Origin of the sequence: Pseudomonas reactans (genome assembly GCF_013385825.1) — a bacterium.
GTDB classification, from domain to species: domain Bacteria; phylum Pseudomonadota; class Gammaproteobacteria; order Pseudomonadales; family Pseudomonadaceae; genus Aquipseudomonas; species Aquipseudomonas reactans.
Window position 1 is genome coordinate 83249 of the sequence record NZ_JACAPG010000010.1, and the last position, 20765, is coordinate 104013.

18 protein-coding genes are annotated in these 20765 nt (G+C 61.3%); 5 read left to right on the forward strand and 13 right to left on the reverse strand.

Features of this window, described 5'->3' with window-relative positions:
- Positions 1–8: 8 nt before the first annotated feature.
- From HX868_RS11040 to HX868_RS11050, 3 genes are all read right to left on the reverse strand, one after another.
- Entirely contained in the window at positions 9–2228 is a 2220-nt protein-coding gene (locus HX868_RS11040; protein ID WP_177002867.1) for a xanthine dehydrogenase family protein molybdopterin-binding subunit, read from the reverse strand.
- The gene (locus tag HX868_RS11045; protein ID WP_177002868.1) at positions 2228–2683 is read right to left on the reverse strand and encodes a (2Fe-2S)-binding protein; all 456 of its coding nucleotides are present in this window, start codon (positions 2681–2683) and stop codon (positions 2228–2230) included. The genes HX868_RS11040 and HX868_RS11045 overlap by 1 nt, the downstream gene beginning before the upstream one ends.
- 150 nt (positions 2684–2833) lie before the next feature.
- On the reverse strand, positions 2834–4534 hold the full coding sequence (locus tag HX868_RS11050; protein WP_177002869.1) for an AMP-binding protein: 1701 nt from the start codon (positions 4532–4534) through the stop codon (positions 2834–2836).
- Between the two features lie 261 nt (positions 4535–4795).
- On the opposite strand from HX868_RS11050, the gene HX868_RS11055 reads away from it, so the two are divergent.
- Positions 4796–5572 carry an ABC transporter substrate-binding protein gene (locus HX868_RS11055; protein WP_177002870.1) on the forward strand — a complete coding sequence of 259 codons (777 nt, stop codon included), beginning with the start codon at positions 4796–4798 and terminating at the stop codon, positions 5570–5572.
- A gap of 153 nt (positions 5573–5725) precedes the next feature.
- On the opposite strand, the gene HX868_RS11060 is transcribed toward HX868_RS11055, so the two are convergent.
- The 5 genes from HX868_RS11060 to HX868_RS11080 all read right to left on the reverse strand — a co-directional run bounded on the left by HX868_RS11060 (position 5726) and on the right by HX868_RS11080 (position 9843).
- Positions 5726–6352, reverse strand: coding sequence for a helix-turn-helix transcriptional regulator (locus tag HX868_RS11060; protein WP_016978348.1), 627 nt, complete (start codon positions 6350–6352; stop codon positions 5726–5728).
- Positions 6352–7485: an NAD(P)/FAD-dependent oxidoreductase gene (locus HX868_RS11065; RefSeq protein ID WP_177002871.1), complete on the reverse strand. Its 1134-nt coding sequence runs from the start codon at positions 7483–7485 to the stop codon at positions 6352–6354. The genes HX868_RS11060 and HX868_RS11065 overlap by 1 nt, the downstream gene beginning before the upstream one ends.
- Positions 7482–8426 (reverse strand): ornithine cyclodeaminase family protein, encoded by a 945-nt coding sequence (locus HX868_RS11070; RefSeq protein WP_177002872.1) that lies wholly within the window; start codon positions 8424–8426, stop codon positions 7482–7484. Before HX868_RS11070 ends, HX868_RS11065 begins: the two co-directional genes overlap by 4 nt.
- A gap of 84 nt (positions 8427–8510) precedes the next feature.
- On the reverse strand, positions 8511–8774 hold the full coding sequence (locus HX868_RS11075; protein WP_218168643.1) for a hypothetical protein: 264 nt from the start codon (positions 8772–8774) through the stop codon (positions 8511–8513).
- A gap of 127 nt (positions 8775–8901) precedes the next feature.
- Positions 8902–9843: a LysR family transcriptional regulator gene (locus HX868_RS11080; RefSeq protein ID WP_177002873.1), complete on the reverse strand. Its 942-nt coding sequence runs from the start codon at positions 9841–9843 to the stop codon at positions 8902–8904.
- Between the two features lie 109 nt (positions 9844–9952).
- On the opposite strand from HX868_RS11080, the gene HX868_RS11085 reads away from it, so the two are divergent.
- From HX868_RS11085 to HX868_RS11095, 3 genes are all read left to right on the forward strand, one after another.
- Complete coding sequence (locus HX868_RS11085) at positions 9953–11452, forward strand: CoA-acylating methylmalonate-semialdehyde dehydrogenase (protein ID WP_038844213.1); 1500 nt, start codon at positions 9953–9955, stop codon at positions 11450–11452.
- A gap of 223 nt (positions 11453–11675) precedes the next feature.
- The gene (locus HX868_RS11090; RefSeq protein ID WP_177002874.1) at positions 11676–12413 is read left to right on the forward strand and encodes a hypothetical protein; all 738 of its coding nucleotides are present in this window, start codon (positions 11676–11678) and stop codon (positions 12411–12413) included.
- Between the two features lie 51 nt (positions 12414–12464).
- The gene (locus HX868_RS11095; protein ID WP_246355514.1) at positions 12465–12797 is read left to right on the forward strand and encodes a hypothetical protein; all 333 of its coding nucleotides are present in this window, start codon (positions 12465–12467) and stop codon (positions 12795–12797) included.
- An 86-nt stretch (positions 12798–12883) separates the two neighbouring features.
- Here the strand turns inward: HX868_RS11095 and HX868_RS11100 are convergent, their stop codons facing one another.
- The 4 genes from HX868_RS11100 to xylA all read right to left on the reverse strand — a co-directional run bounded on the left by HX868_RS11100 (position 12884) and on the right by xylA (position 18163).
- Positions 12884–14020 carry a sugar ABC transporter permease gene (locus tag HX868_RS11100; RefSeq protein WP_122724427.1) on the reverse strand — a complete coding sequence of 379 codons (1137 nt, stop codon included), beginning with the start codon at positions 14018–14020 and terminating at the stop codon, positions 12884–12886.
- Positions 14021–15568, reverse strand: coding sequence for a D-xylose ABC transporter ATP-binding protein (gene xylG, locus HX868_RS11105; protein ID WP_177002876.1), 1548 nt, complete (start codon positions 15566–15568; stop codon positions 14021–14023). It abuts the gene before it with no gap.
- 129 nt (positions 15569–15697) lie between these two features.
- On the reverse strand, positions 15698–16696 hold the full coding sequence (gene xylF / locus HX868_RS11110) for a D-xylose ABC transporter substrate-binding protein (protein WP_177002877.1): 999 nt from the start codon (positions 16694–16696) through the stop codon (positions 15698–15700).
- 150 nt (positions 16697–16846) lie between these two features.
- Positions 16847–18163, reverse strand: coding sequence for a xylose isomerase (gene xylA / locus HX868_RS11115; RefSeq protein ID WP_177002878.1), 1317 nt, complete (start codon positions 18161–18163; stop codon positions 16847–16849).
- Between the two features lie 138 nt (positions 18164–18301).
- Between xylA and HX868_RS11120 the strand changes: the two genes are divergently transcribed.
- Positions 18302–19477, forward strand: a complete 1176-nt coding sequence (locus tag HX868_RS11120; RefSeq protein WP_177002879.1) for a XylR family transcriptional regulator — start codon at positions 18302–18304, stop codon at positions 19475–19477.
- On the opposite strand, the gene HX868_RS11125 is transcribed toward HX868_RS11120, so the two are convergent.
- Entirely contained in the window at positions 19474–20739 is a 1266-nt protein-coding gene (locus tag HX868_RS11125; RefSeq protein WP_177002880.1) for a carbohydrate porin, read from the reverse strand. The two genes, HX868_RS11120 and HX868_RS11125, sit on opposite strands and share 4 nt — an antisense overlap.
- Between the last annotated feature and the right edge of the window lie 26 nt (positions 20740–20765).

The following is a 20765-nucleotide window of genomic DNA, read 5'->3' on the forward strand; positions in this document are numbered from 1 at the left end:
CCTGAAGGTCAGCTGAAAGTGTGTCGGCTCAAAGGCAGGCTGCGCACGCGCTGGCCGGTCAACTGCGCCACGGCATTGGCCACGGCCGGCGCCACGGCGGGCAGCGGCGGCTCGCCGATACCGCCCATTTTTTCGCCACTCTCGACTATCCGTACATGCACCCGTGCCATCTGCGCGGGCGCCAGGATCGGGTACAGGTCGTAGTTGCGCGCCCGGGGCTTGCCGTCCACGTACACCGCTTCCTCCAGCAAGGTCTGGGACAAGCCCAACGCCACCGCGCCATTGACCTGTGCTTCGACAATCGCCGGGTTGACGATGCTGCCGGGGTCGATGGCTTGCCAGATATCGTGCACCCTGACCTTGCCGTTCTCGATGGACACCTCAGCGATCGCCGCCGTATGCGAGCCAAACGGCGAGGCCATGGCCACGCCGCGAGCGCGTCGAGTGCCGTCCTCGGCGGTGAAGGGGCCGCGCTTCCAGCCACCGGACAGTTCACCCGCCGCTTTCAGCAACGTGGTCAGCCGTGGGTTGTCGCGCAGCAGGTGCAGGCGCAGCTCATAGGGATCCTGCCCGCCCTTGTCCGCCAGCTCATCAAGGAACGACTCGTAGAAAAAGTCGTTGAGCGAATTGCCCACCGAACGCCAGTAGCCGAGCATGGGCGCGCCTTTGACGTAGATCTGCGCGATGCGTTTGTTGGGGATGGCGTAGGACTTGCCCGATAACCCTTCAAGGGCCGTGGGGTCGATTTTATCGCCCTGTTTGCCAGCGAGGGCTTCGGTCGGGCCTTCGGTCGCACTGACGGCTTCGATGGCGACCGGCAGGCCTTTGTCATCCAGCGCGGCGCGGAACTTGACCACCGCCACGGGACGCAGCACATCGCGCAAGAACTCTTCTTCGCGACTCCAGATCAGCTTGACCGGACGGCCCACCGCCTTGGCCAATGCAATGGCCTGCGGGTAGGGGTTGGCCGAGTCATACAAGAAGTGCCGTCCGAAAAAGCCACCGAGCAACGGCGAATGCAGGTTGATTTGCGCAGGGTCGAGGCCGGTGCGCTTGGCGATGTCGGCGCGGAACATGTCCGGCGCCTGGTTGGGCAGCCAGATGTCCAGGCTGCCATCCGGGTTGAAGCGCGCCAACGCAGAAGGCGGCTCCAGTTGGCCATGGTTGAGGTATTGGTTGTGATACGTCGCCTCGAGCTGGGTCTTGCCGCCTTTCAGCGCGGCGGCAACGTCACCTTCGTTTTCGTCGTCACGGGCCGGGCCCTGCTGGGCAGCGAGGAACTCGAAGTGCTTGTCGCTGGAGAAGTCCGCTGGCATGACGCGCAGTGCCGAGTCGGCGGCGGCTTCCTGCCAGTCGACCTGGATGGCTTCTACCGCACGCTTGGCGTGCCACCAACGTTCAGCCACCACCGCCACCGCGCCGGGTAGCACGTGCACCGAATGCACGCCTTTCATGCCTTCGACCTGCGCCTGGTTGCGCAGGCTGCCGACGGTCATGCCCAGGCGTGGCGCATGTTGTACCGCCGCGTGGAGCATGTCGTCGACTTTCAGGTCGATGCTGTAGAGCGCCTTGCCGGTGGATTTGTCGTAGGCGTCCAGGCGCTTGACCGGTTTGCCGATCCAGCGGAATTGGCTCGGGTCGCGCAGGGTGATGCTGGATGGATCGGGCACAGGCATGTCGAGGGCGCTACTGGCCAGCTCGCCATACCCCAATGAACGACCGGACGCTGCGTGCACCACGCGACCAGGCTGGGTGGTCAGTTCGCCGACCGGCACGCCCAATTGTTTAGCGCCAGCTTGCAGCAACATCGCGCGGGCCAGGGCACCAAGGCGGCGCATGGTCGGGTAGCTCATGCGCACCGACATGCTGCCGCCGGTGATGCGCATACCGTTCTCCATCACCACATAGGCTTCGCCGGGCGGCGCGGCTTCGACGATGAACGTGGCGGGGTCGGCATCCAGTTCTTCGCCGACGATCTGCGCCATGGCGGTGTGGGTGCCTTGTCCGCCTTCCATGAACGGGCTGAGCAGGCGCACGGTGCCGTCCGGGCGAATCTCCAGGAATGCCGGCACTTGGGTGCCGCGTTCAGCGGTGGTGGCGGCTTGCACTCGGCCCGAGCCCAGTGGCAGGCCAAAACCGATCACCAGCGCGCCTACCGCCGCGCTCGCCAGAAAACGGCGGCGCGACAGGTTGACCGGTGCATCAAGCAGTTCGTTGAGGATACTCATCAAGCGCCCTCCTGCTTGGCCAGGACGTCGACCGCCGCGTGGATGGCGTTATAGGTGCCGCAGCGGCACAGGTTGATCATCGCCGCGTCGATCTGCGCCTTGCTCGGCGCCGGGGTGTGCTTGAGCAACGCAGTGGCCGCCATCACCTGACCGGACTGGCAATACCCGCATTGCGCCACCTGATGCTCGACCCAGGTCGCGACCACACGTTTGCCCACTTCATCGGTTTCAATCGCTTCGATGGTGGTGATTTCTCGCCCGACCAAGGCGGCTACGGGCGTGACGCAGGAGCGCACCACATTGCCATCCACCAGCACCGAACAGGCGCCGCACTGGGCCAGGCCGCAGCCGTACTTGGTGCCGGTCAGGCCCAGGTCATCGCGGATCACCCACAACAAGGGCGTGTCCGCGTCGGCATCGACCTGATAGGCCTTTTGGTTGATTCGTAATTCCATGGCTCACCTGCTGATCAACGGTAGGTGCGGCCTTTTTAATAGTCAATGCACTGGCCGCTTATCGACGAACTCTAGACCAGTGCGCAAGGGCTATCTATCCGTTAGTCGATAAGTCGGAGGATCAGGCAAGTATTCAACAGGATTGTGCGACTAGGATTCGGCCGTCGGCCGCACGAAGTCCTCCTCGAAGTGTTCATGCTCACCCCGAGCGTCACCTTGACGCCGCAACACTTCCATCTGGCGCAGTTCTACCCGACGGATTTTCCCGGAAATGGTCTTGGGCAGTTCGGTGACGAATTCGATACGTCGCACACGTTTGTAGGGCGCCAAATGCTCACGGGCGAAGGCGAGGATGTGCCGGGCAAGCTCGGCACTGCCCGGTTCGCCGTGGGCCAGGATCAGAAACGCCTTGGGTACGGCCAGGCGCAACGGGTCGGGGCTCGGCACCACGGCCACTTCCATGACCGCCGGGTGTTCGATCAAGGCGCTTTCCAGTTCGAATGGGCTGATGCGGTAGTCGGAGGCCTTGAACACATCGTCGGCGCGACCGACGAAGGTGATGTAGCCGTCAGCGTCGATCTGCGCGGTGTCGCCGGTGCGGTAGTAGCCGTCACGCATGACCTCGGCGGTTTTCTCCGGGCTGTCTTCATAGCAGAGCATCAGGCCGAGCGGACGCACGTCGAGGGGCAGGGCGACTTCGCCTTCGTTGCCGGGAATGCCGTCCGGGTCGAGCAGCGCAACCTGATAACCCGGCAACGGGCGACCCATGGAACCGGGCTTGAGCAACTGGCCGGGCGTGTTGCCCACCAGCGCAGTGGTTTCCGATTGGCCGAAACCATCACGCAGCGGCAAGCCCCAGGCGTGCTGGATCTGTTCGATGATTTCCGGGTTCAACGGCTCGCCGGCGCCCACCAGTTCGCGCAGGCTCAGGCGTGATTTGTAGCTGGCGAGATCTTCCTGGATCAGCATGCGCCATACCGTGGGCGGCGCGCACAGGCTGGTCACGCCGTAGCGTTCCAAGGCACTGAGCAAGGCCGGCGCGCTGAACCGCGCGACGTTATGGATAAAAATGCACGCGCCGGCATTCCACGGGGCGAACAGGCAACTCCAGGCATGCTTGGCCCAACCCGGTGACGAGATATTCAGGTGCAGGTCGCCCGGCTGCAGGCCGATCCAGTACATGGTCGACAGGTGGCCCACTGGATAGCTCTGATGGCTGTGTAGCACCATCTTCGGCTTGGACGTGGTGCCGGAGGTGAAATACAGCAGCATCGGGTCGGTGGCCAGGGTGCGGCCTTCGGCCTGGAACTGCTCGGGGTGTTCAAAGGCCGCGTTATGCGCGACCCAGCCGGCAGGCGCAGCTCCCACACAGACGCGGCTGCAACCGTCCGCCAGCCCGACGAACTTGTGCACGTGCGCTTCACCCACCACCAGGTGACGTACCTGCCCGCGCTCGATGCGGTCGCGCAGGTCATCGGGGTTCAGCAGGGCCGTGGCCGGGATGACCACCGCCCCAAGCTTGAACGCGGCGAGCATGGTGTCCCACAACGCCACGTCGTTGCCGAGCATCAACAACACACGATCACCCCGACGCACGCCGATGTCGCGCAGGTGGTTGGCCACCTGGTTGGAGCGCGAAGCCAGTTGCTGGAAGCTGTAGCGTTGCTCGCTGCCGTCTTCCTCGACGATCCACAGCGCATCCGCTGCATTGCCCTCGGCCATGGCGTCGAAATAATCCAGGGCCCAGTTGAATTCGCCCAGTTGCGGCCAGCGGAAATCCCGTACGGCGGTGGCGTAGTCGGTGCGGTGAGCGAGCAGAAAATCCCGAGCGGCCAGGAAGGGCTGGGTCATGGTGGCTGTCCTTAATTATTGTTGTGGGACTTGCCCCCGGCTGAACCGAGAGGCTGGACCGAGTATAGGCACGCAGAAATCAGAGCAGAACGCTCAAAAACACCGGTGCGTTGTGCAAAAAAGTCATGGGTGTTGCACCGTCATGCAGCGTGATTGACGATAAAGACGTAAAAGTCCAATATGGAATTATAAGTACAAAATACTGGCTTCATCTCTTTCTTCAGGCTTGCCAAACCAACAACAACTTGCGAGAACACCCCCATGAAGAAGCGCTCCCTCATTACCGCTCTGGCCTTGGGCCTGCTTGCATCCAGCCATTTGATGGCCGCCGAGAAAACCCTGCGCATCGGCATCGAGGCGGCTTACCCGCCATTTGCGTCCAAGACGCAAGAGGGCAAGATCGTCGGCTTCGACTACGACATCGGCAACGCGTTGTGCGCGCAGATGAAGGTCAAGTGTGTGTGGGTAGAAGGTGAGTTCGACGGTCTGATTCCTTCCCTCAAGGTGAAGAAAATCGACATGGCCCTGTCGTCCATGACCATCAACGAAGACCGCAAGAAGTCGGTGGATTTCACCCACAAGTACTACTTCACGTCATCGCGTTTGGTGATGAAGGAAGGCGCCGTGGTGGATGACCAATACGCCAGCCTCAAGGGCAAGACCGTCGGCGTGCAGCGCGCCACCACCACCGACCGGTATGCCACCGAGGTGTTCGAGTCCAAGGGCATCAACGTCAAGCGCTACAGCAATAACGAAGAGATCTACATGGACCTGGCGGCCGGCCGCCTGGATGCGATCTTTGCCGACACCATTCCCCTGAACGACTTCCTGCAGATGCCACGCGGCAAGGGCTACGCGTTTGTCGGCCCGGAACTCAAGGACCCGAAATACGTGGGCGAGGGTGCAGGGATTGCGGTGCGCAAGGGCAATACGGAGTTGGTGGGCGAGTTGAATGCGGCCATCGATGGCATTCGTGCCAGTGGTGAGTATCAGAAGATTTCGCAGCAGTATTTCAAATCCGACATCTACGGTGACTGAGAGGTCTACACGGACGAAATGTGGGAGGTACTTGTGGCGAGCGGGCTTGCCCCGCGTTGGACTGCGTAGCAGGCCCATTTTGGGGTCGCTTCGCAACCCAACGCGGGGCAAGCCCGCTCGCCACAAGCGCATTTGCGAGTCAGCCCGCTCACGTTATCCCTTCAGTTCTTTCAAATGCTTGTAGACCGTCGCCCGCCCCATGCCCAGCACATTGGCCACATAGTTGGACGCGCTCTTGCCCTTGAACGCCCCTTCGGCGTGCAGCGCCAGCACCAGCTCGCGCTTGTGGTCACGGGTCAGCAGATTCAGGCTCAACTGGCGCTCGCGCATCCACGCATGCAGAAACGTGTTGATGCGCTCCTGCCAGTCATCGCGAAACAACGAGTCCGGTTGCGGGATCAGCTTGCTTGGCGACAGAAACAGGTCCAGCGCCGCCTTGGCGTTTTCAAACAGTGAGATATTCAGGTTGATGCACAGCACCGCCAGGCGACGACCTTTGTGGTCGTGCAGCACAGTGCTCAGGCTGCGGATTTTCTGGCCGTCCCAGTTGAGCTTTTCGTACGGGCCGATGTTTACTTCGCTGACGTCAGCGTCGAGCATGTCCTCCAGCGCCGAGTCATCACCGATGCTGCGCTTGGACAGGTTGTTGGCGATGTAATCGACTTTTTGCGAGCGCAGGTCGTGCAGCACTGCTTCGGCGTGGGGGAAGAACAGCGTGGCGATGGCGTCGGCCATCGCACGGAAGTTCTGCATGACCTTGTCTTGTTCAGCGGTGTTCATCAATGGGGCTCCAGGCGGGCAGGGGAGAGCATACCAGCGTCGAGGCCGAACCGCGTCAGTGCCTCCGGCAGTGGCGCGCCACGCACCAAGGCAGCACTGGCCTGGCCCATGGCCGGCGAGGTCTGGATGCCATAGCCGCCTTGTGCCGCGACCCAAAACAGGCCCGGTATCATCGGGTCGAAACCCGAGAGCAGATCACCGTCGTGCACAAAGCTGCGCAGGCCGGCCCAGGTACGGGTCGGGCGGCGGATGGTCAGGGAGGTGGCTTCTTCGATCTGGTAGATGCCCATGGCGATGTCCAGTTCTTCGGGCTGGATATCCTGGGGTTCGACCGGGTCGGCGTTGGCCGGTGAGCCGAGGAACATGCCGGCGTCGGGTTTCATATAGAAGGATTCGTCCAGCGCCACCAGCATCGGCCAGTGGTGGCTGTCGACGCCTTCGGGGCCGGCGAAGATGAACGCCGAGCGCCGCTTGGGCTGCAAGCCGATGGATGCGGCGCCGGCGAGCCCACCGATGTGGTCGGCCCAGGCGCCGGCGGCGTTGATGATGACGGGTGCGGTGCAGGTTGAATCCTGGGTTTGCACGTGCCAGATGCCGTCGGCGTCGCGGCTCAAGCCGAGCACATGGCTGTCGGTGCGCACTTCACCGCCGTTGCGGCGGATGCCACGCAGGTAGCCTTGGTGCAGGGCGTCGGTGTCGATGTCGCTGGCGGTGGGGTCATACAGCGCACCGTGGACTTTTTCGCGGCGCAAGATCGGCAGCTTCCCACAGGCTTCGTCGGCGCTGAGCAATTGCACCTGCGACACGGTGGCTTTGGCGCTCAGGTACTGGGCGTTCAACTCGGCGGCATCGCCAATGAAATCCACGGTCAGTTCGCCCCGTGGCGTCAGCAACGGGTGTTCACAGAAACCGGCGGGCGGGTGGTCGAAAAACTCCCGACTGGCCAGGGTCAACGCCCGCACCTGCGGGGTGCCATAGGCGGCGGTATACAGTGCGGCTGAGCGCCCAGTGGAGTGATAGGCCGGGTGGTTTTCGCGCTCCAGCACCAACACTTTGCCGTGCTGCGACAACCAGAACCCGGTAGACGCGCCGGCAATGCCGCCGCCGATGATGATGAAGTCTGCGTGGCTCATAACTGTCTCCAGAGGGCATTGGCCAGGGCGATGTCTTCCAGGCCCAGGCCGATGGAACGGAAGAATACGTGGCGGTCGTAGGTCGGGCGCTGAACCTGTTCGCTGAGTAACTCGGGTAGGTCACCGGCCACGGTGCGCGGGTCCCAACCGTGCTGTTCGGCGGCGATCAGCATTTCGCCAGCCGAGCCAGGGGTGGTGCGGCGATAATCGCAGAATACCTGCATCGTGTTGAGGCTGTGTGGCGGCACTTCATGGGCGCGCGGAGCGTTGGTGCTGATCGAGGTGATCAGCGCCGGTTTGCTCAAGTGCGCCGGGTCGAGCACCGGCCCGGCCGACGACGTGCACAGCAGAATCACATCGGCGTCTTCCACTGCCGCCTCGCGACTGCTGGCGATGATTACACGTGAATCCAGGCTTTTAAGCTGCGTGAGTGCCCCGGCGGATGCATTGGCCAGGCTGGGTGAAAACACACGGATGCTCTGCCAATCCCTGAAGCCTTTCACATACTGCAGGTGCGCTTGGGCCACCTTGCCACTGCCGATGATCGCCAGGCGTCGCGCGGATAACGGCGCCAATGCGTCCACTGCCAGGGCCGTGGTCGCGGCCGTGCGTGCCGTGGTCAGTTCGGCCGCATCGCACAACAGCAAGGGCTGGCCGGTCTGCATCGACATCAACAAGGTCCACGCCGTCACCAGCGGGCCTTGTTCACGCACGATATAGGGTGAAGTCTTGACTCCGTACACCCCATCCTCGGCCAGCACGCCCAGGTAGTTGATGAAGTCGCCCGCCGCTTGCGGGAACTCCACCAGTTGCTGCGCTGGCTGCACCGCTTGCTCGTTCGCCAGGTCGCGGAACAGCTTGCGCAGGATCTGCGGAACATCGATCTGGCTGAGCAGCTCGCGGGCTTGGGCCTGATGGATCACATGAGGTGTGCTGGACATCGGTGTCTCCGCAGATAAACTAATTTGTCCATTATGGACTTTTAGTTCCGCCGAGCAATATCCCGCGAGAAAAAAGCTGGTGCCTCACTTGCCCAGGTTCTGATTCATCAGATTGCCCAGCACCGGTTCCCGGCTGGCTGCTTGCCACTCATGGAAATTCTGGCAGCCCTGCACATTTGCCTCGGCAAGGTTGCTGCGCGGGTCGCAGATCATCGTCCAGCGCTGCTGCAATGACGGGTACTTGATGAAGTCAGCTCGCGTCGGCGGTTGGCAGCCGAGCAGGGCAATGGCGGACATCACTGCTGCGGTGGTTTGAAAGGCGGTGGAGGGGACGATGTTCCAGTTCATGATGATCAACACTTCCCGCAGGGGAGCCCTTGAGCTGCAACGGCCTGGAGTGTTGTGGCCGCAAGAGAATCCTACGGTTCAATTGGTTCCTGAAAAAGATCCACTTCTAGTTGATTTAATCAGGCCATTAGTGGGTTTTGTATTGAAACCCGCCGGACAATTTCCCCTTCAAGTAACTGACCAGCTCACTCACCGCCTTCGGCACATGCGGCGAGTACGGTCGGATCAAATAGATCTCATCGGCAAACGCCCCCTTGAGCGTCCAGCCCTTGAGCACCTGCACCAACTTGCCGCTGGAAAGGGCGGCATGGGCGCTGAAGTCCGGCAGCAGGGCGATGCCCAAGTGGTTGAGCGCCGAATCGCGCAGGGCTTCACTGTTATTGGTGGCAAAGCTGCCGGCGATGGGCACGGTGAGGCGTTCGACGTGTTTAGTGCCGCGTTCGAAGGTCCAGGCAGGCTGGTCGGTGCCGCGTGGATAGAACAGACAGTTGTGGGCGGACAGCTCACCGGGTTCGCGCGGTTCGCCGTGGCGTTGCAGGTAATCCTGGGTGGCAACCAGCACCGAGCCGGTGTCGCACAGCTTCCAGGCCACATGGGTTTCCGGCACCTGGAAACCGTGGCGCACGGCCAGGTCGTAGCCCTCGGCGGCCAGTGAACTCAGGGCATCCGACACGTCCAATTGGATACGCACCTGCGGGTACTGCTGCAAAAATTCCGACAGATGCGGCACCAGTTGCTGACGGGCGAACGCGACAGGCGCTGTCAGCCGCACCAGCCCGCGAATTTCCCCGACCGAATCACGCACTGACGAGAAGCTGCGGGCGATCTGTTCATAAGCGCTGCGCACTTCACGGGTCAACGACAGCCCTGCATCGGTCAGCCGCACACTGCGCGTGGTGCGCGTCACCAGCCGCGTGCCGGTGGCCTTTTCCAAGTCGGAAATACGCTGGCTCACGGCGGACTTGCTCACGCCCAGGCGCACGGCAGCAGCGGTGTAGGTGCCTTGTTCCTCCAACACCGACAGCCAGTGGATATGGGTCCAAAGCCCTTCGATCTCAGCCTTTTCCATGTTGGTATTGTTCGCATTTATGGACAATAAGTTCTGGATTCTGCTCTGGTTTGGAACAAAGCGAAAGCCTATCGTGATCGCCAACGCTACCCACCTGGGATCTACTGCCATGACAACGACAATCGAGCATTACATCAACGACCAACGCGTCTCCCGCGATGATCGTTATCAGGATGTCTTCAACCCGGCCACCGGCGAAAAGACCGGACGCGTTGCCCTGGCCAGCCGCCAGACCGTGTCCGAAGCCGTCGCTGCTGCCCAGGCCGCGTTCGCCGGTTGGGCCGACACGCCGCCGATCCGCCGCGCCCGCGTGCTCTTCGAATACCTGCACCTGCTGCGCGAACGCAAGGACGACCTGGCGCGCATCATCGTCGCTGAACACGGCAAGGTCTTCACCGACGCCCAGGGCGAAGTCGACCGTGGCATCGACATTCTCGAATTTGCCTGTGGCATCCCCAACCTGCTCAAGGGCGAGCATTCCGACCAGGTTTCCCGTGGCATGGACAACTGGACGATGCGCCAGCCCCTGGGCGTTGTGGCCGGCGTCACGCCGTTCAACTTCCCGGTGATGGTGCCGATGTGGATGTACCCGATCGCCATCGCAGCGGGTAACACCTTCATTCTCAAGCCAAGCCCGACTGACCCAAGCGCCTCGCTGTTCATGGCCGAACTGCTGCGTGAAGCCGGCTTGCCAAAAGGTGTATTCAACGTGGTTCAAGGCGATAAGGAGTCGGTGGACGCGCTGATCGAACACCCGGACGTCAAGGCCGTTAGCTTTGTCGGCTCCACGCCGATTGCCCAATACATCTACGAAACCGGCGCCCGTAACGGCAAGCGCGTGCAAGGCCTGGGCGGTGCGAAAAACCACATGGTTGTAATGCCTGACGCCGACATCGAAAAAACCGTCGACGCCCTGATGGGCGCCGCCTACGGCAGTGCCGGCGAGCGCTGCATGGCCATCTCCGTAGCGGTGCTGGTAGGCGATGTGGGCGACAAAGTCATCGCCGCCCTGACCGAACGCGCCAAGCAACTGCGCATCACCGACGGTCGTGATTTGAAAGCCGAGATGGGTCCGATCGTGTCCCGCGCGGCGCTGGAACGCATCAGCGGCTATATCGAACAAGGCGTGCAGGCTGGCGCACAATTGCTGTTGGATGGGCGTGACTACGTGCCCACTGAAGCGGGCCTGGAAAACGGCTTCTGGCTGGGCGCGACGCTGTTCGACCATGTGACCCAGGAAATGAGCATCTACCGCGAAGAAATCTTCGGCCCGGTGCTGGCCTGCGTGCGTGTGAATGACTTCGCCGAGGCCATCAAGCTGGTCAACGATCACGAGTTCGGCAACGGCGTGAGCTGCTTTACCCGCGACGGCAACATCGCCCGTGAATTTGCGCGGCGGATTGAAGTGGGCATGGTCGGCATCAACGTGCCGATCCCGGTGCCGATGGCCTGGCATGGGTTTGGTGGCTGGAAGAAGAGCTTGTTTGGCGATATGCATGCGTACGGTACGGAAGGCGTGCGCTTCTACACCAAGCAGAAGTCGATCATGCAGCGGTGGTCGGAGAGTATTGAGCAGGGTGCCGAGTTTGCCATGCCCGTCTCCAAATAACTCAAGCCAGTACGCGGTCAACTGTGGGAGCGGGCTTGCCCGCGATAGCGGAGTGTCAGTCAACCTTTTTGGTTCTGATACACCGCTATCGCAGGCAAGCCAGCTCCCACATTGGCGTCAGGAACGGGCACAAGTCTTGACTTCGCTTGCTCTACTTAGAGGAACTTGGCACGCTCACCCAGCGAGCGAACACAGTCAAGTCAATCAATAGGGAAATGCAACGTTGAGCTGGGTAAAATTCGGAGTATTGCTGGCCTTGCCGGGGGCACTGCTGTCAATCCTGAGCATATATATGGTTTTCAAGGACGACAACAAACTCGAGGCTGATCTTTCCTACCAGTACGACAGTGCGCCACGTCTATTCACTGAGCGCTTCGGTACTATTTCTGAGCACCTCAAGTACCCGCGTCTGTATGACGACATCAAGAATGCCGGCAACGGTGCGCTCAACCATGAACAGATCAATAAGATCGTTGACCTCAGCCAGGCACCCTATCTGGCTTTATTCGATGCGCCGTTCGAAAGCGGGCCCGACAATTACCCTGTCAGGCTTTTGATTACGCTCAGGAATACCGGCAGCAAGGTGATCAAGGAGGTCCACGTCAAACTGCCAGCGAAAGGCGTCGTTCAGATCAGGGACGATTCACGCATAGATACCCTCAAACCGGATTTGATGAGCAGCGTGGAGATTCCGGCGATTGTGCAAAACGGCGTCTACAGGATCTGGGTTTATTTTCAAGGTGATCTGGAGACGCTCAGGGAGAAAGACGTACACATCGGCTACAGCGATGGCGTGGCACAGGTTCGAGTATTTGAGGATGTCATTGGCCTCGACGCGTACATGGCCCGATACGGCGTTTTCTGGTTGGCTGTCCTGACGCTGGTTTACTTGGTGCTGGTCGCCCTCTACATGCTGATTTCGGCTTATAAAGAAGATGAAACCAGCCCTGCGTCACGATAAATGACTTCCCGGCATGGAATGGATCCCTGCCCCCGTCCATTGGAGAACGCTTTGAAAACATTCATGGGTGCCGCCTTGTTGGCCACGTTGCTGGCGGGCTGTGCGCCGTCTCACTCGGCATGGACGGGCGTTAGGAACGCGTTTGTCGGCACGCGCTTCGATGCCCATCTCTATGACGATTGCAGCCGCGGCTGTGGCGATTCCTATTGGTCCCCGGTCAACAAGAAAAAGGTCTATGACCAGGTTGTGAAGGAGGGCGACAGCCAGCGCTACTTCGTGACCTGGATCCGCGACTGTCGGTACTCTGTGCTCGTCTCGGGTGAGGGCGTTATCCAGTCGTGGCGCTATGAGAATGAAGACCGTAGCAGCTGTTACATTTTTTGATCGTTCCCCAAATAACCAAAGCCTGTACGCGATCAAACTGTGGGAGCTGGCTTTTGTGGTGTCTGGGAAACCGGTGGCTTATCGATTCACCGCCGCCCCGTCCGCGTACTCACATCCACCCACACCGCCAACACCAGAATGCTGCCCTTCACAATCATCTGCCAGTAGCTGTCCACATCCAGCATCGACATCCCATTATCCAGGCTGGTAATCACCAACGCCCCGAGCAACGCGCCGTACACCGTGCCCGAGCCGCCGCGCATTGATGTGCCGCCAATAAAACACGCGGCGATGGCATCCAGCTCACCCATGCTCCCCGCCGACGGCGAGCCGGCCGCCAGGCGGGCCGTGTTGACCAACCCGGCGAGCGCACACATCACGCCCATGATGCCGAAGATCCACAGCTTCACGGCCTGCACGTTGATGCCCGACAGACGCGTGGCCTCCATGTTGCTGCCCACCGCGTACACGCGACGGCCAAATACGGTCTGGCTGGTGACGTAGCTGAATACGCCCAACAACACCAACAGCAGCAAGACGGGCACGGGAATCCCATCGTAGCTGTTGAGGGTCGTGACGAAGCCGGCCAGTACGGCGCCGATCACCGCCACGCGCACCAGGTCACGCGTCAGCGAGTGCGCCGTCAGACCATGCAACGCCCGGTTACGCCGCTGTTTCCAGGTCAGAAACAACGTCAACGCAAACAACAAAACCCCGAGCCCAATACCCACCGAATGCGGCAAATACCCCTGGCCCACATACACCAGCGACGGTGAAACCGGCGCAATGGTAGTGCCGCCGGTAATCCCCAGCAGAATCCCGCGAAAGGCCAGCATCCCACCCAAGCCGACAATGAACGACGGGATCCGCAGGTACGCCGTCATGTAGCCGTTGGCCAGCCCGATCATCAAGCCGCACAGCGCCACCAGGCTCAAGTTGGCGAGCAATGGAATGTGATAAACCACATCCAGGATCGCCGCCAACCCGCCGAGCAAGCCCAGCAATGACCCCACCGACAAATCGATCTCGCCGCTGATAATCACCAGCACCATGCCGCACGCCAGAATCCCGGTGATCGACATCTGCCGCAGCAGGTTGGACAGGTTGCGCGGTGTAAGGAAGCCACCCTCGGTCTGCCAACTGAAAAACACCCAGATAACCGCCACGGCGATGACCAGGGCGAGCATTTTGTAGCGGGTGAAAAGGTGTTTGACCTGATTCATCTACGCGGTCTTCCGATCATTATTGTTATGTTGGCTGAGCGCGGCGGCGAGCACCTGTTCCTGGGTGAGCCCCTTGTTGATGAAGTCACCGCGCAACTGGCCGTCGCCGATCACCAGCACACGGTCGGAAACGCCGAGGACTTCGGCCAGCTCCGACGAGACCATGATGATCGCCACGCCATCGGCCGCCAGCGCGCCCATCAGCTTGTAGATCTCGTATTTGGCGCCCACGTCGACGCCGCGTGTGGGTTCGTCGAGGATCAGCACCTTGGGCTTGGCCATCAGCATTTTCGCCAGCACGGCTTTTTGCTGATTGCCGCCGGACAGGCTGGTGATCGGCAAAAACGGGCTGGCAGTCTTCAGGTGCATGCGCGCGATCTGCTGGTCGATGCTGCCCAGTTCGGCCTCGGCGTCGATGCGGGTCAGGTGCGCGTAGGTATCGAGCACCGCCAGGGTGATGTTCTGGCCCACGCCGAGGTCGGGGATGATGCCTTGGCGCTTGCGATCCTCGGGCACCATGCACAGCCCGGCGCGGATCGATTTGAGCGGCGTGCGCGTGTCGATCACCCGGCCGTCCAGCCACACCTCGGCGTTGTAGCGGCCGGGGTAGGCGCCGAATAGTGCCGACACCAGTTCGGTACGCCCGGCGCCGACCAGCCCGGCGATGCCGAGGATTTCCCCGCGTTTGAGCACAAAAGACACATCGTCCACGCGCTTGCGCTTGGGGTTGTCGACGTCATGACAGGTGACGTTGCGCGCCTCGAACATCACCTCGCCCACCTCGTGCGGTTCGGTGGGGTAGAGGTTGCTCATCTCGCGGCCGACCATCTGGGTGATGATCTTCGCGATGTCCATGTCGGCCATGGCGGTGGTTGCGATGTGCTTGCCATCGCGGATCACTGCGATGGTGTCGCACACCGCCGCCACTTCATCGAGCTTGTGCGAGATGTACACGCAGGCCACGCCCTTGGCCTTGAGGCCACGGATGATGTCCAGCAGCACCTCGATTTCCGAGCGGGTCAGGGCCGAGGACGGCTCGTCGAGGATCAGCAGCCGCGCCTGCTTGTTCAGGGCCTTGGCGATTTCCACCAGTTGCTGGTAGCCGCCGCCGTACTGCGACACCGGCAGTGCGACGTTCATGTCCGGCACCTTGAGTTCACGCATCAGCGCTTCGGCGCGGTGGAACATGGCCGGGTAGTCCATGCGCCCACCCGGCAACGTCAGTTCGTGGCCCATGAAGATGTTTTCGGCTACCGACAGGTCGGGCACCAGGGTCAGTTCCTGGTGGATGATCACGATGCCGGCAGTCTCGGTTTCGCTGATGGAATGGGCTTTGAGCGGCTGCCCGTCCCAGAGGATTTCGCCCTCCCAGGTGCCGTGCGGGTAGACCGCCGACAGCACCTTCATCAAGGTGGATTTGCCGGCACCGTTCTCACCGCACAGGCCGACGCATTCCCCCGGTCGCACCTGGAGGTCGATGCCGTTGAGGGCGTTGACACCGCCAAAGGTTTTGACAATGCCGTTCATTTGCAGCAGGTAGTCGGACATGACCATGGCTCACACAAAGGGCTGACGACGTTACTGTAGGAGCGAGCTCGCTCGCGAAAACCGTCAAGTCACCGCGTGTATTCAGGCTTCCCGCGTTTTCGTTGACGGTCTTCGCTGGCAAGCCAGCTCCTACAGGCCAATCTGCTCTTTGGTATAGAACCCGTCCTTTTCCAATAGATCGATATTGGCCTTGGTCAGCGGTGTCGGGGTGAGCAGGATGGTGTCGACCTTTTTGCTGCCGTTGTCGTATTGCGAGCTGTAGGTGGGTTTCTCATTGCGCGCCAGTTGCACCGAGAGCTTGGCAGCTTCCGAGGCGATCAGTTTGAGCGGCTTGTACACGGTCATGGTCTGGGTGCCGTCGATCACGCGCTTGATCGCGGCCAGGTCGGCGTCCTGCCCGGAGATCGGCACCTTGCCTGCCAGTTTCTGCGCGGCCAGGGCCTGGATCGCACCGCCCGCGGTGGCGTCGTTGGAGGCGACGATGGCGTCGATTTTGTTGTCGTTGCGGGTCAGGGCGTTTTCGACGATGCTCAGGGCTTCGGTAGGGTTCCATTCCTTGACCCACTGCTGGCCGACGATCTTGATGTCGCCTTTGTCGATGGCCGGTTGCAACACCTTCATCTGGCCTTCGCGCAGCACCTTGGCATTGTTGTCGGTGGGCGCGCCGCCGAGCAGGAAGTAGTTGCCCTTGGGCGCCGCTTGCAACACACCGCTGGCCTGCATCTCACCGACTTTTTCGTTATCGAAGGAGATGTAGGCGTCAATGTCCGCGTTGAGAATCAGGCGGTCGTAGGACACCACCTTGATCCCGGCCTTCTTGGCTTCGGCGACGGCGTTGGTGAGTACGGTGGCGTTGAACGGCACGATGACGATCACGTCGACGCCACGGGAAATCAGGTTTTCAATCTGCGAGATCTGCTTCTGCTCGTTGGCATCGGCCGATTGCACGTAGACCTTGGCGTCGAGTTTTTCTGCGGCGGCGACGAAGTAGTCGCGGTCGCGGGACCAGCGTTCCAGGCGCAGGTCGTCGATGGAGAAGCCGATTTTCGGGTGGGCGGGATCGGCCATCGCTGGCAGGGCGAGCAGGGCCAGGGCAGTGGCGAGCAGGGTACGTGTGAATGACTTCATGGTGGTGCGTCCTTTTATTGTTGTTGGAAAGACACAGCGTGATTGTAGGAGCGAGCTTGCTCGCGAAGAGCGCATAGGCGACACGGGCTACCTGATGGTGCTGCGTTATCGTTGACGTTCTTCGCGAGCAAGCTCGCTCCTACAGGGTGTTTACGTGTAAATGAACCGGTTGACCACCCCTTCCAGCATCTCCTGCCGCCCACTCACTGCCTGCGGGTTCAGCGCCTGGGCAAACGCATGTTCAGCCAGTGATTCCAGGCTGAATTCACCCGCCAGCACGGCCTGGCCCAGCGGCTGCTGCCAGCCGGCATAACGCTGGTCCTTGAATTGCTGCAACCGGTCGTTCTCGACCATCGCCGCCGCGCGTTCCAGTGCCAGGGCCAGCACATCCATGGCCGCCACATGCCCGTGGAACAAGTCCACATCGTCCAGGCTCTGGCGACGCACCTTGGAGTCGAAGTTATAGCCGCCATTCTTGAACCCGCCAGCCTTGAGGATTTCATAGGTGGCCAGGGTCATCTCTTCAACACTGTTGGGGAACTGGTCGGTGTCCCAGCCGTTCTGCGGGTCGCCCCGGTTGGCGTCGATACTGCCGAAGATCCCCAGGGACACGGCGGTGGCAATCTCATGATGAAAGCTGTGCCCGGCCAGGGTCGCGTGGTTGGCCTCAATGTTTACCTTGATCTCATGTTCCAGGCCGTATTCATGCAGGAAACCAAACACGGTGGCGCTGTCGTAATCGTATTGGTGCTTGGTCGGTTCCTGGGGCTTGGGTTCGATCAGCAGGTCGCCCTTGAAGCCGATCTTATACTTGTGTTCCACCACCATGCGCATGAAGCGCCCCAGTTGTTCGCGCTCGCGCTTGAGGTCGGTGTTGAGCAGGGTTTCATAACCTTCGCGGCCACCCCACAGCACATAGTTGGCGCCCTTGAGCCGCAGGGTCGCATTCATCGCGCTGAAAACTTGGGCCGCGGCGTAGGCGAACACCTCCGGGTCCGGGTTGCTGGCGGCACCGGCGGCAAAGCGCGGGTTGCTGAAGCAGTTGGCGGTGCCCCACAGCAACTTGATCCCGGTCTGTTCTTGATGGCGCTCCAGGTGATCGACCATCTGCGCAAAGTGGTGGCGGTATTCCTTGAGCGAGTTGCCTTCGGGGGCGACGTCCGTGTCGTGAAAGCTGTAGTAGTCGATGCCCAGCTTGGAGAAAAATTCGAAGGCGGCGTCTGCCTTGCCGATAGCCAATTCCATCGGGTCGCCGCTGCGCTGCCACGGCCGCTTGAAGGTGCCCACCCCAAACATATCCGCCCCCGGCCACACGAAGGTGTGCCAATAACAGGCCGCCATGCGCAAGTGTTCGCGCATGGGTTTGCCAAGGATGAGCTTGTTGGCATCGTAATGGCGAAAGGCGAGGGGAGCATCGCTGTTGGGGCCTTCGAAGCGAACCTTTTCGACACCGGGGAAGTACGGCATGGCGTTTTCCTTATTGTTCTTGGCGGTGGCTCGATACTAGCAACGGCGTGCGGCCAGCCGATTACGAAAATCACCAAGAGACGGTGCGATTTTGCGTAGCAGGGACTAGGCTGTTTTGACCGGCCCAGGACAACAACAATGAAAACCTTACCGCCCGTGCACCGCATTGCCTTGCTGTTCAACGGCAGCAAAATCTACGACCGTGGCATCATCGCCGGCATCGGCAATTACCTGAGCAGCACTCGCGCGTCCTGGGACCTGTTCCTGGAAGAAGACTTTCTGTGCCGCCTCAAAGGCATCGAGCGCTGGCAGGGCGACGGCATCATTGCCGACTTCGACGACCCGCTGATCGGCGAGGCGCTGGCCGGCAGCAAGGTGCCGGTGGTGGCGGTGGGGGGTTCCTACGAGGATGTGCATGCCTATCCCAAAGGCATTCCCTACGTGGCCACGGACAACTATGCGTTGATCAAGTTGGCCTACGAACATTTGATCGAGGCCGGTCTGACCCGGTTTGCCTGCTTCAGCCTGCCCGAAGCCCAGGCTAATCGCTGGGCCCAGGAGCGTGAAAAAGCCTTTCGCCGCCTGCTGCAACGGGACGGTTTGCAGGTTGAGGTCTATCGTGGGCTGGGCACCAGTGCGCCGCTGTGGGACAGCGCCGTCGAACAGCAAATCGCCTGGCTGCACAGCCTGCCAAAACCCATCGGCATCATCGCCGTCACCGACGCCCGCGCACGGCAGTTGCTGCAAGCGTGTCTCACGGCAGGGATTGCCGTGCCGGAAGAGGTGGCGCTGATCGGCATCGACAATGATCCGCTGACCCGAACCCTCACACGGGTGCCGTTGAGTTCGGTGATCCAGGGTACGGAAACCATGGGCCGTACCGCCGCCGCGTTGCTGCATCAGATGTTGCACGGCAAGCCCTGTAAGACGGAGCAGATCCTGGTGCCGCCGGAGGCAATCAATGTGCAAGCGTCCAGCCTGCATCAGCCCTTGGGCAATCCGTATGTGATGCAGGCGTTGTTGTTTATCCGTCAGTACGCGTGCCAAGGGATCAAGACCGCCCAAGTGGCGGGGTATGTGGGGATATCGCGTTCATCCCTGGAGTCGCATTTTCGCAAGGAACGCGGGTGCAGCGTGCATGACGAGATCCTGCGCTTCAAACTCGCCGCGGCCGCCAAGGGCCTGCAGAACCAGGCCCTGGCGATTGCCGATATTGCGCAAAGCTGCGGCTTCAAATCCGCTCAGTACCTGCACACGGTGTTCCGCCGCGAGTTTGGATGTACGCCACGCGAGTATCAGCAGAGTGAGGCCTAGAACACGGCCTTGACTTGCAAGCCCAGCACCAGCGCGTTGTCGATGTTCTCGCCTGAGAACGCCCCCGGTTCGAGGATGTATTGCACATCCGGGCGCAGGGTCAGCCAGGGCGTGGCCTGGTAGCCGTAGCTGAGTTCGATCAGTTGTTCTGCATTGTTCAGGTTGGGGTAGTCGTTACCGGCGTTGAACGCGGCCAATTCCTGCACCTCGCGGCTGCGCGGGTTGGGCACGGCGCGACCATAACCCAGGGCCAGGGTGTCACGCGGCCGGCCTTCGAACGGTTTGTACAGCACCACGCCCGCGCCATACCATTTGCTGAACGGCGAGGCCGCTTCACTGGCGGCGGAGTATTGGCCGAAGGCGTGCAGCACGCGGCCAGCGGAGGAGTCGGAAGCCCAAACGGCCTGGTCGATCAGCAGGTAGTGACCGCCGCGACCACTGACCTCCTTGTTGCTGCCGATGCGTTTCACGTCGGAGCTGTCGTAGTAATAGCCCAGCTTGTACTCACCCGGCAGGCTGCCCGCGTGTTTGTACACCAGCTCGATCGGCACCACGGTGCCGGTGGTGTGTTTGGGGCTCAGTTTCCAGGCGCGGCTGGAATTGCCGTTGCTCTGCGGGTCGACGTTGAACGCGGCGACGCGCAGTTGCCAGTTGGGGGCGAAGTCGTATTTCACCCGCGCACCCAGGCGCGCATTTGGGTAGTTGGTCCAGCCGCTGCCGCCGGACATGTTCAGCGGGTGCCCGCAGAAACCGGCGTTCATGAAGTTGCACAGAATCCCGCTGTCCAGGCCGCCTAGGTCATTGCCCATGGCCATGTAGCCAAGCTTGACGTTGAGTGCCGGGGTAAACAGGGTGCGCTCGTAGCTCAGCTCGGTCAGGCGCGTGTAGAGGCCGCCGTAGTTTTCCTGGATTGGCAGGCGGTTACCCACCAAATCCTCGGAAGCGCTGTTGCCGCGACGGTCGTTGATAGTGACCTGAATGCGATCACCATTGTTGAAACCGTAGAGTTTGCCCAAGTCGAACTGCACGCCCAGCTTGAGGTTCTGCGAGTAGCGCGCTGAGCGATGCTGGCCGCCGTGGGCGTTGTAGGCGGTTTCGCCGCTGTAGTCGCCGGTAAAGCGGATGCCTTGCGCGTCGAGTTCACGGCGCAGGCCGCCCCAGTCGCCGGTCAGGCTGGTGTCATCGGCTTGCACAGGCAGTGCGGCACCCAGGGCCAGGCCCAGCAACAGGCGCCCAAGGGGAATAGGAGAAGTGGGGGTCATGCGGGTTCTTCCAGACAGAAGGCGCG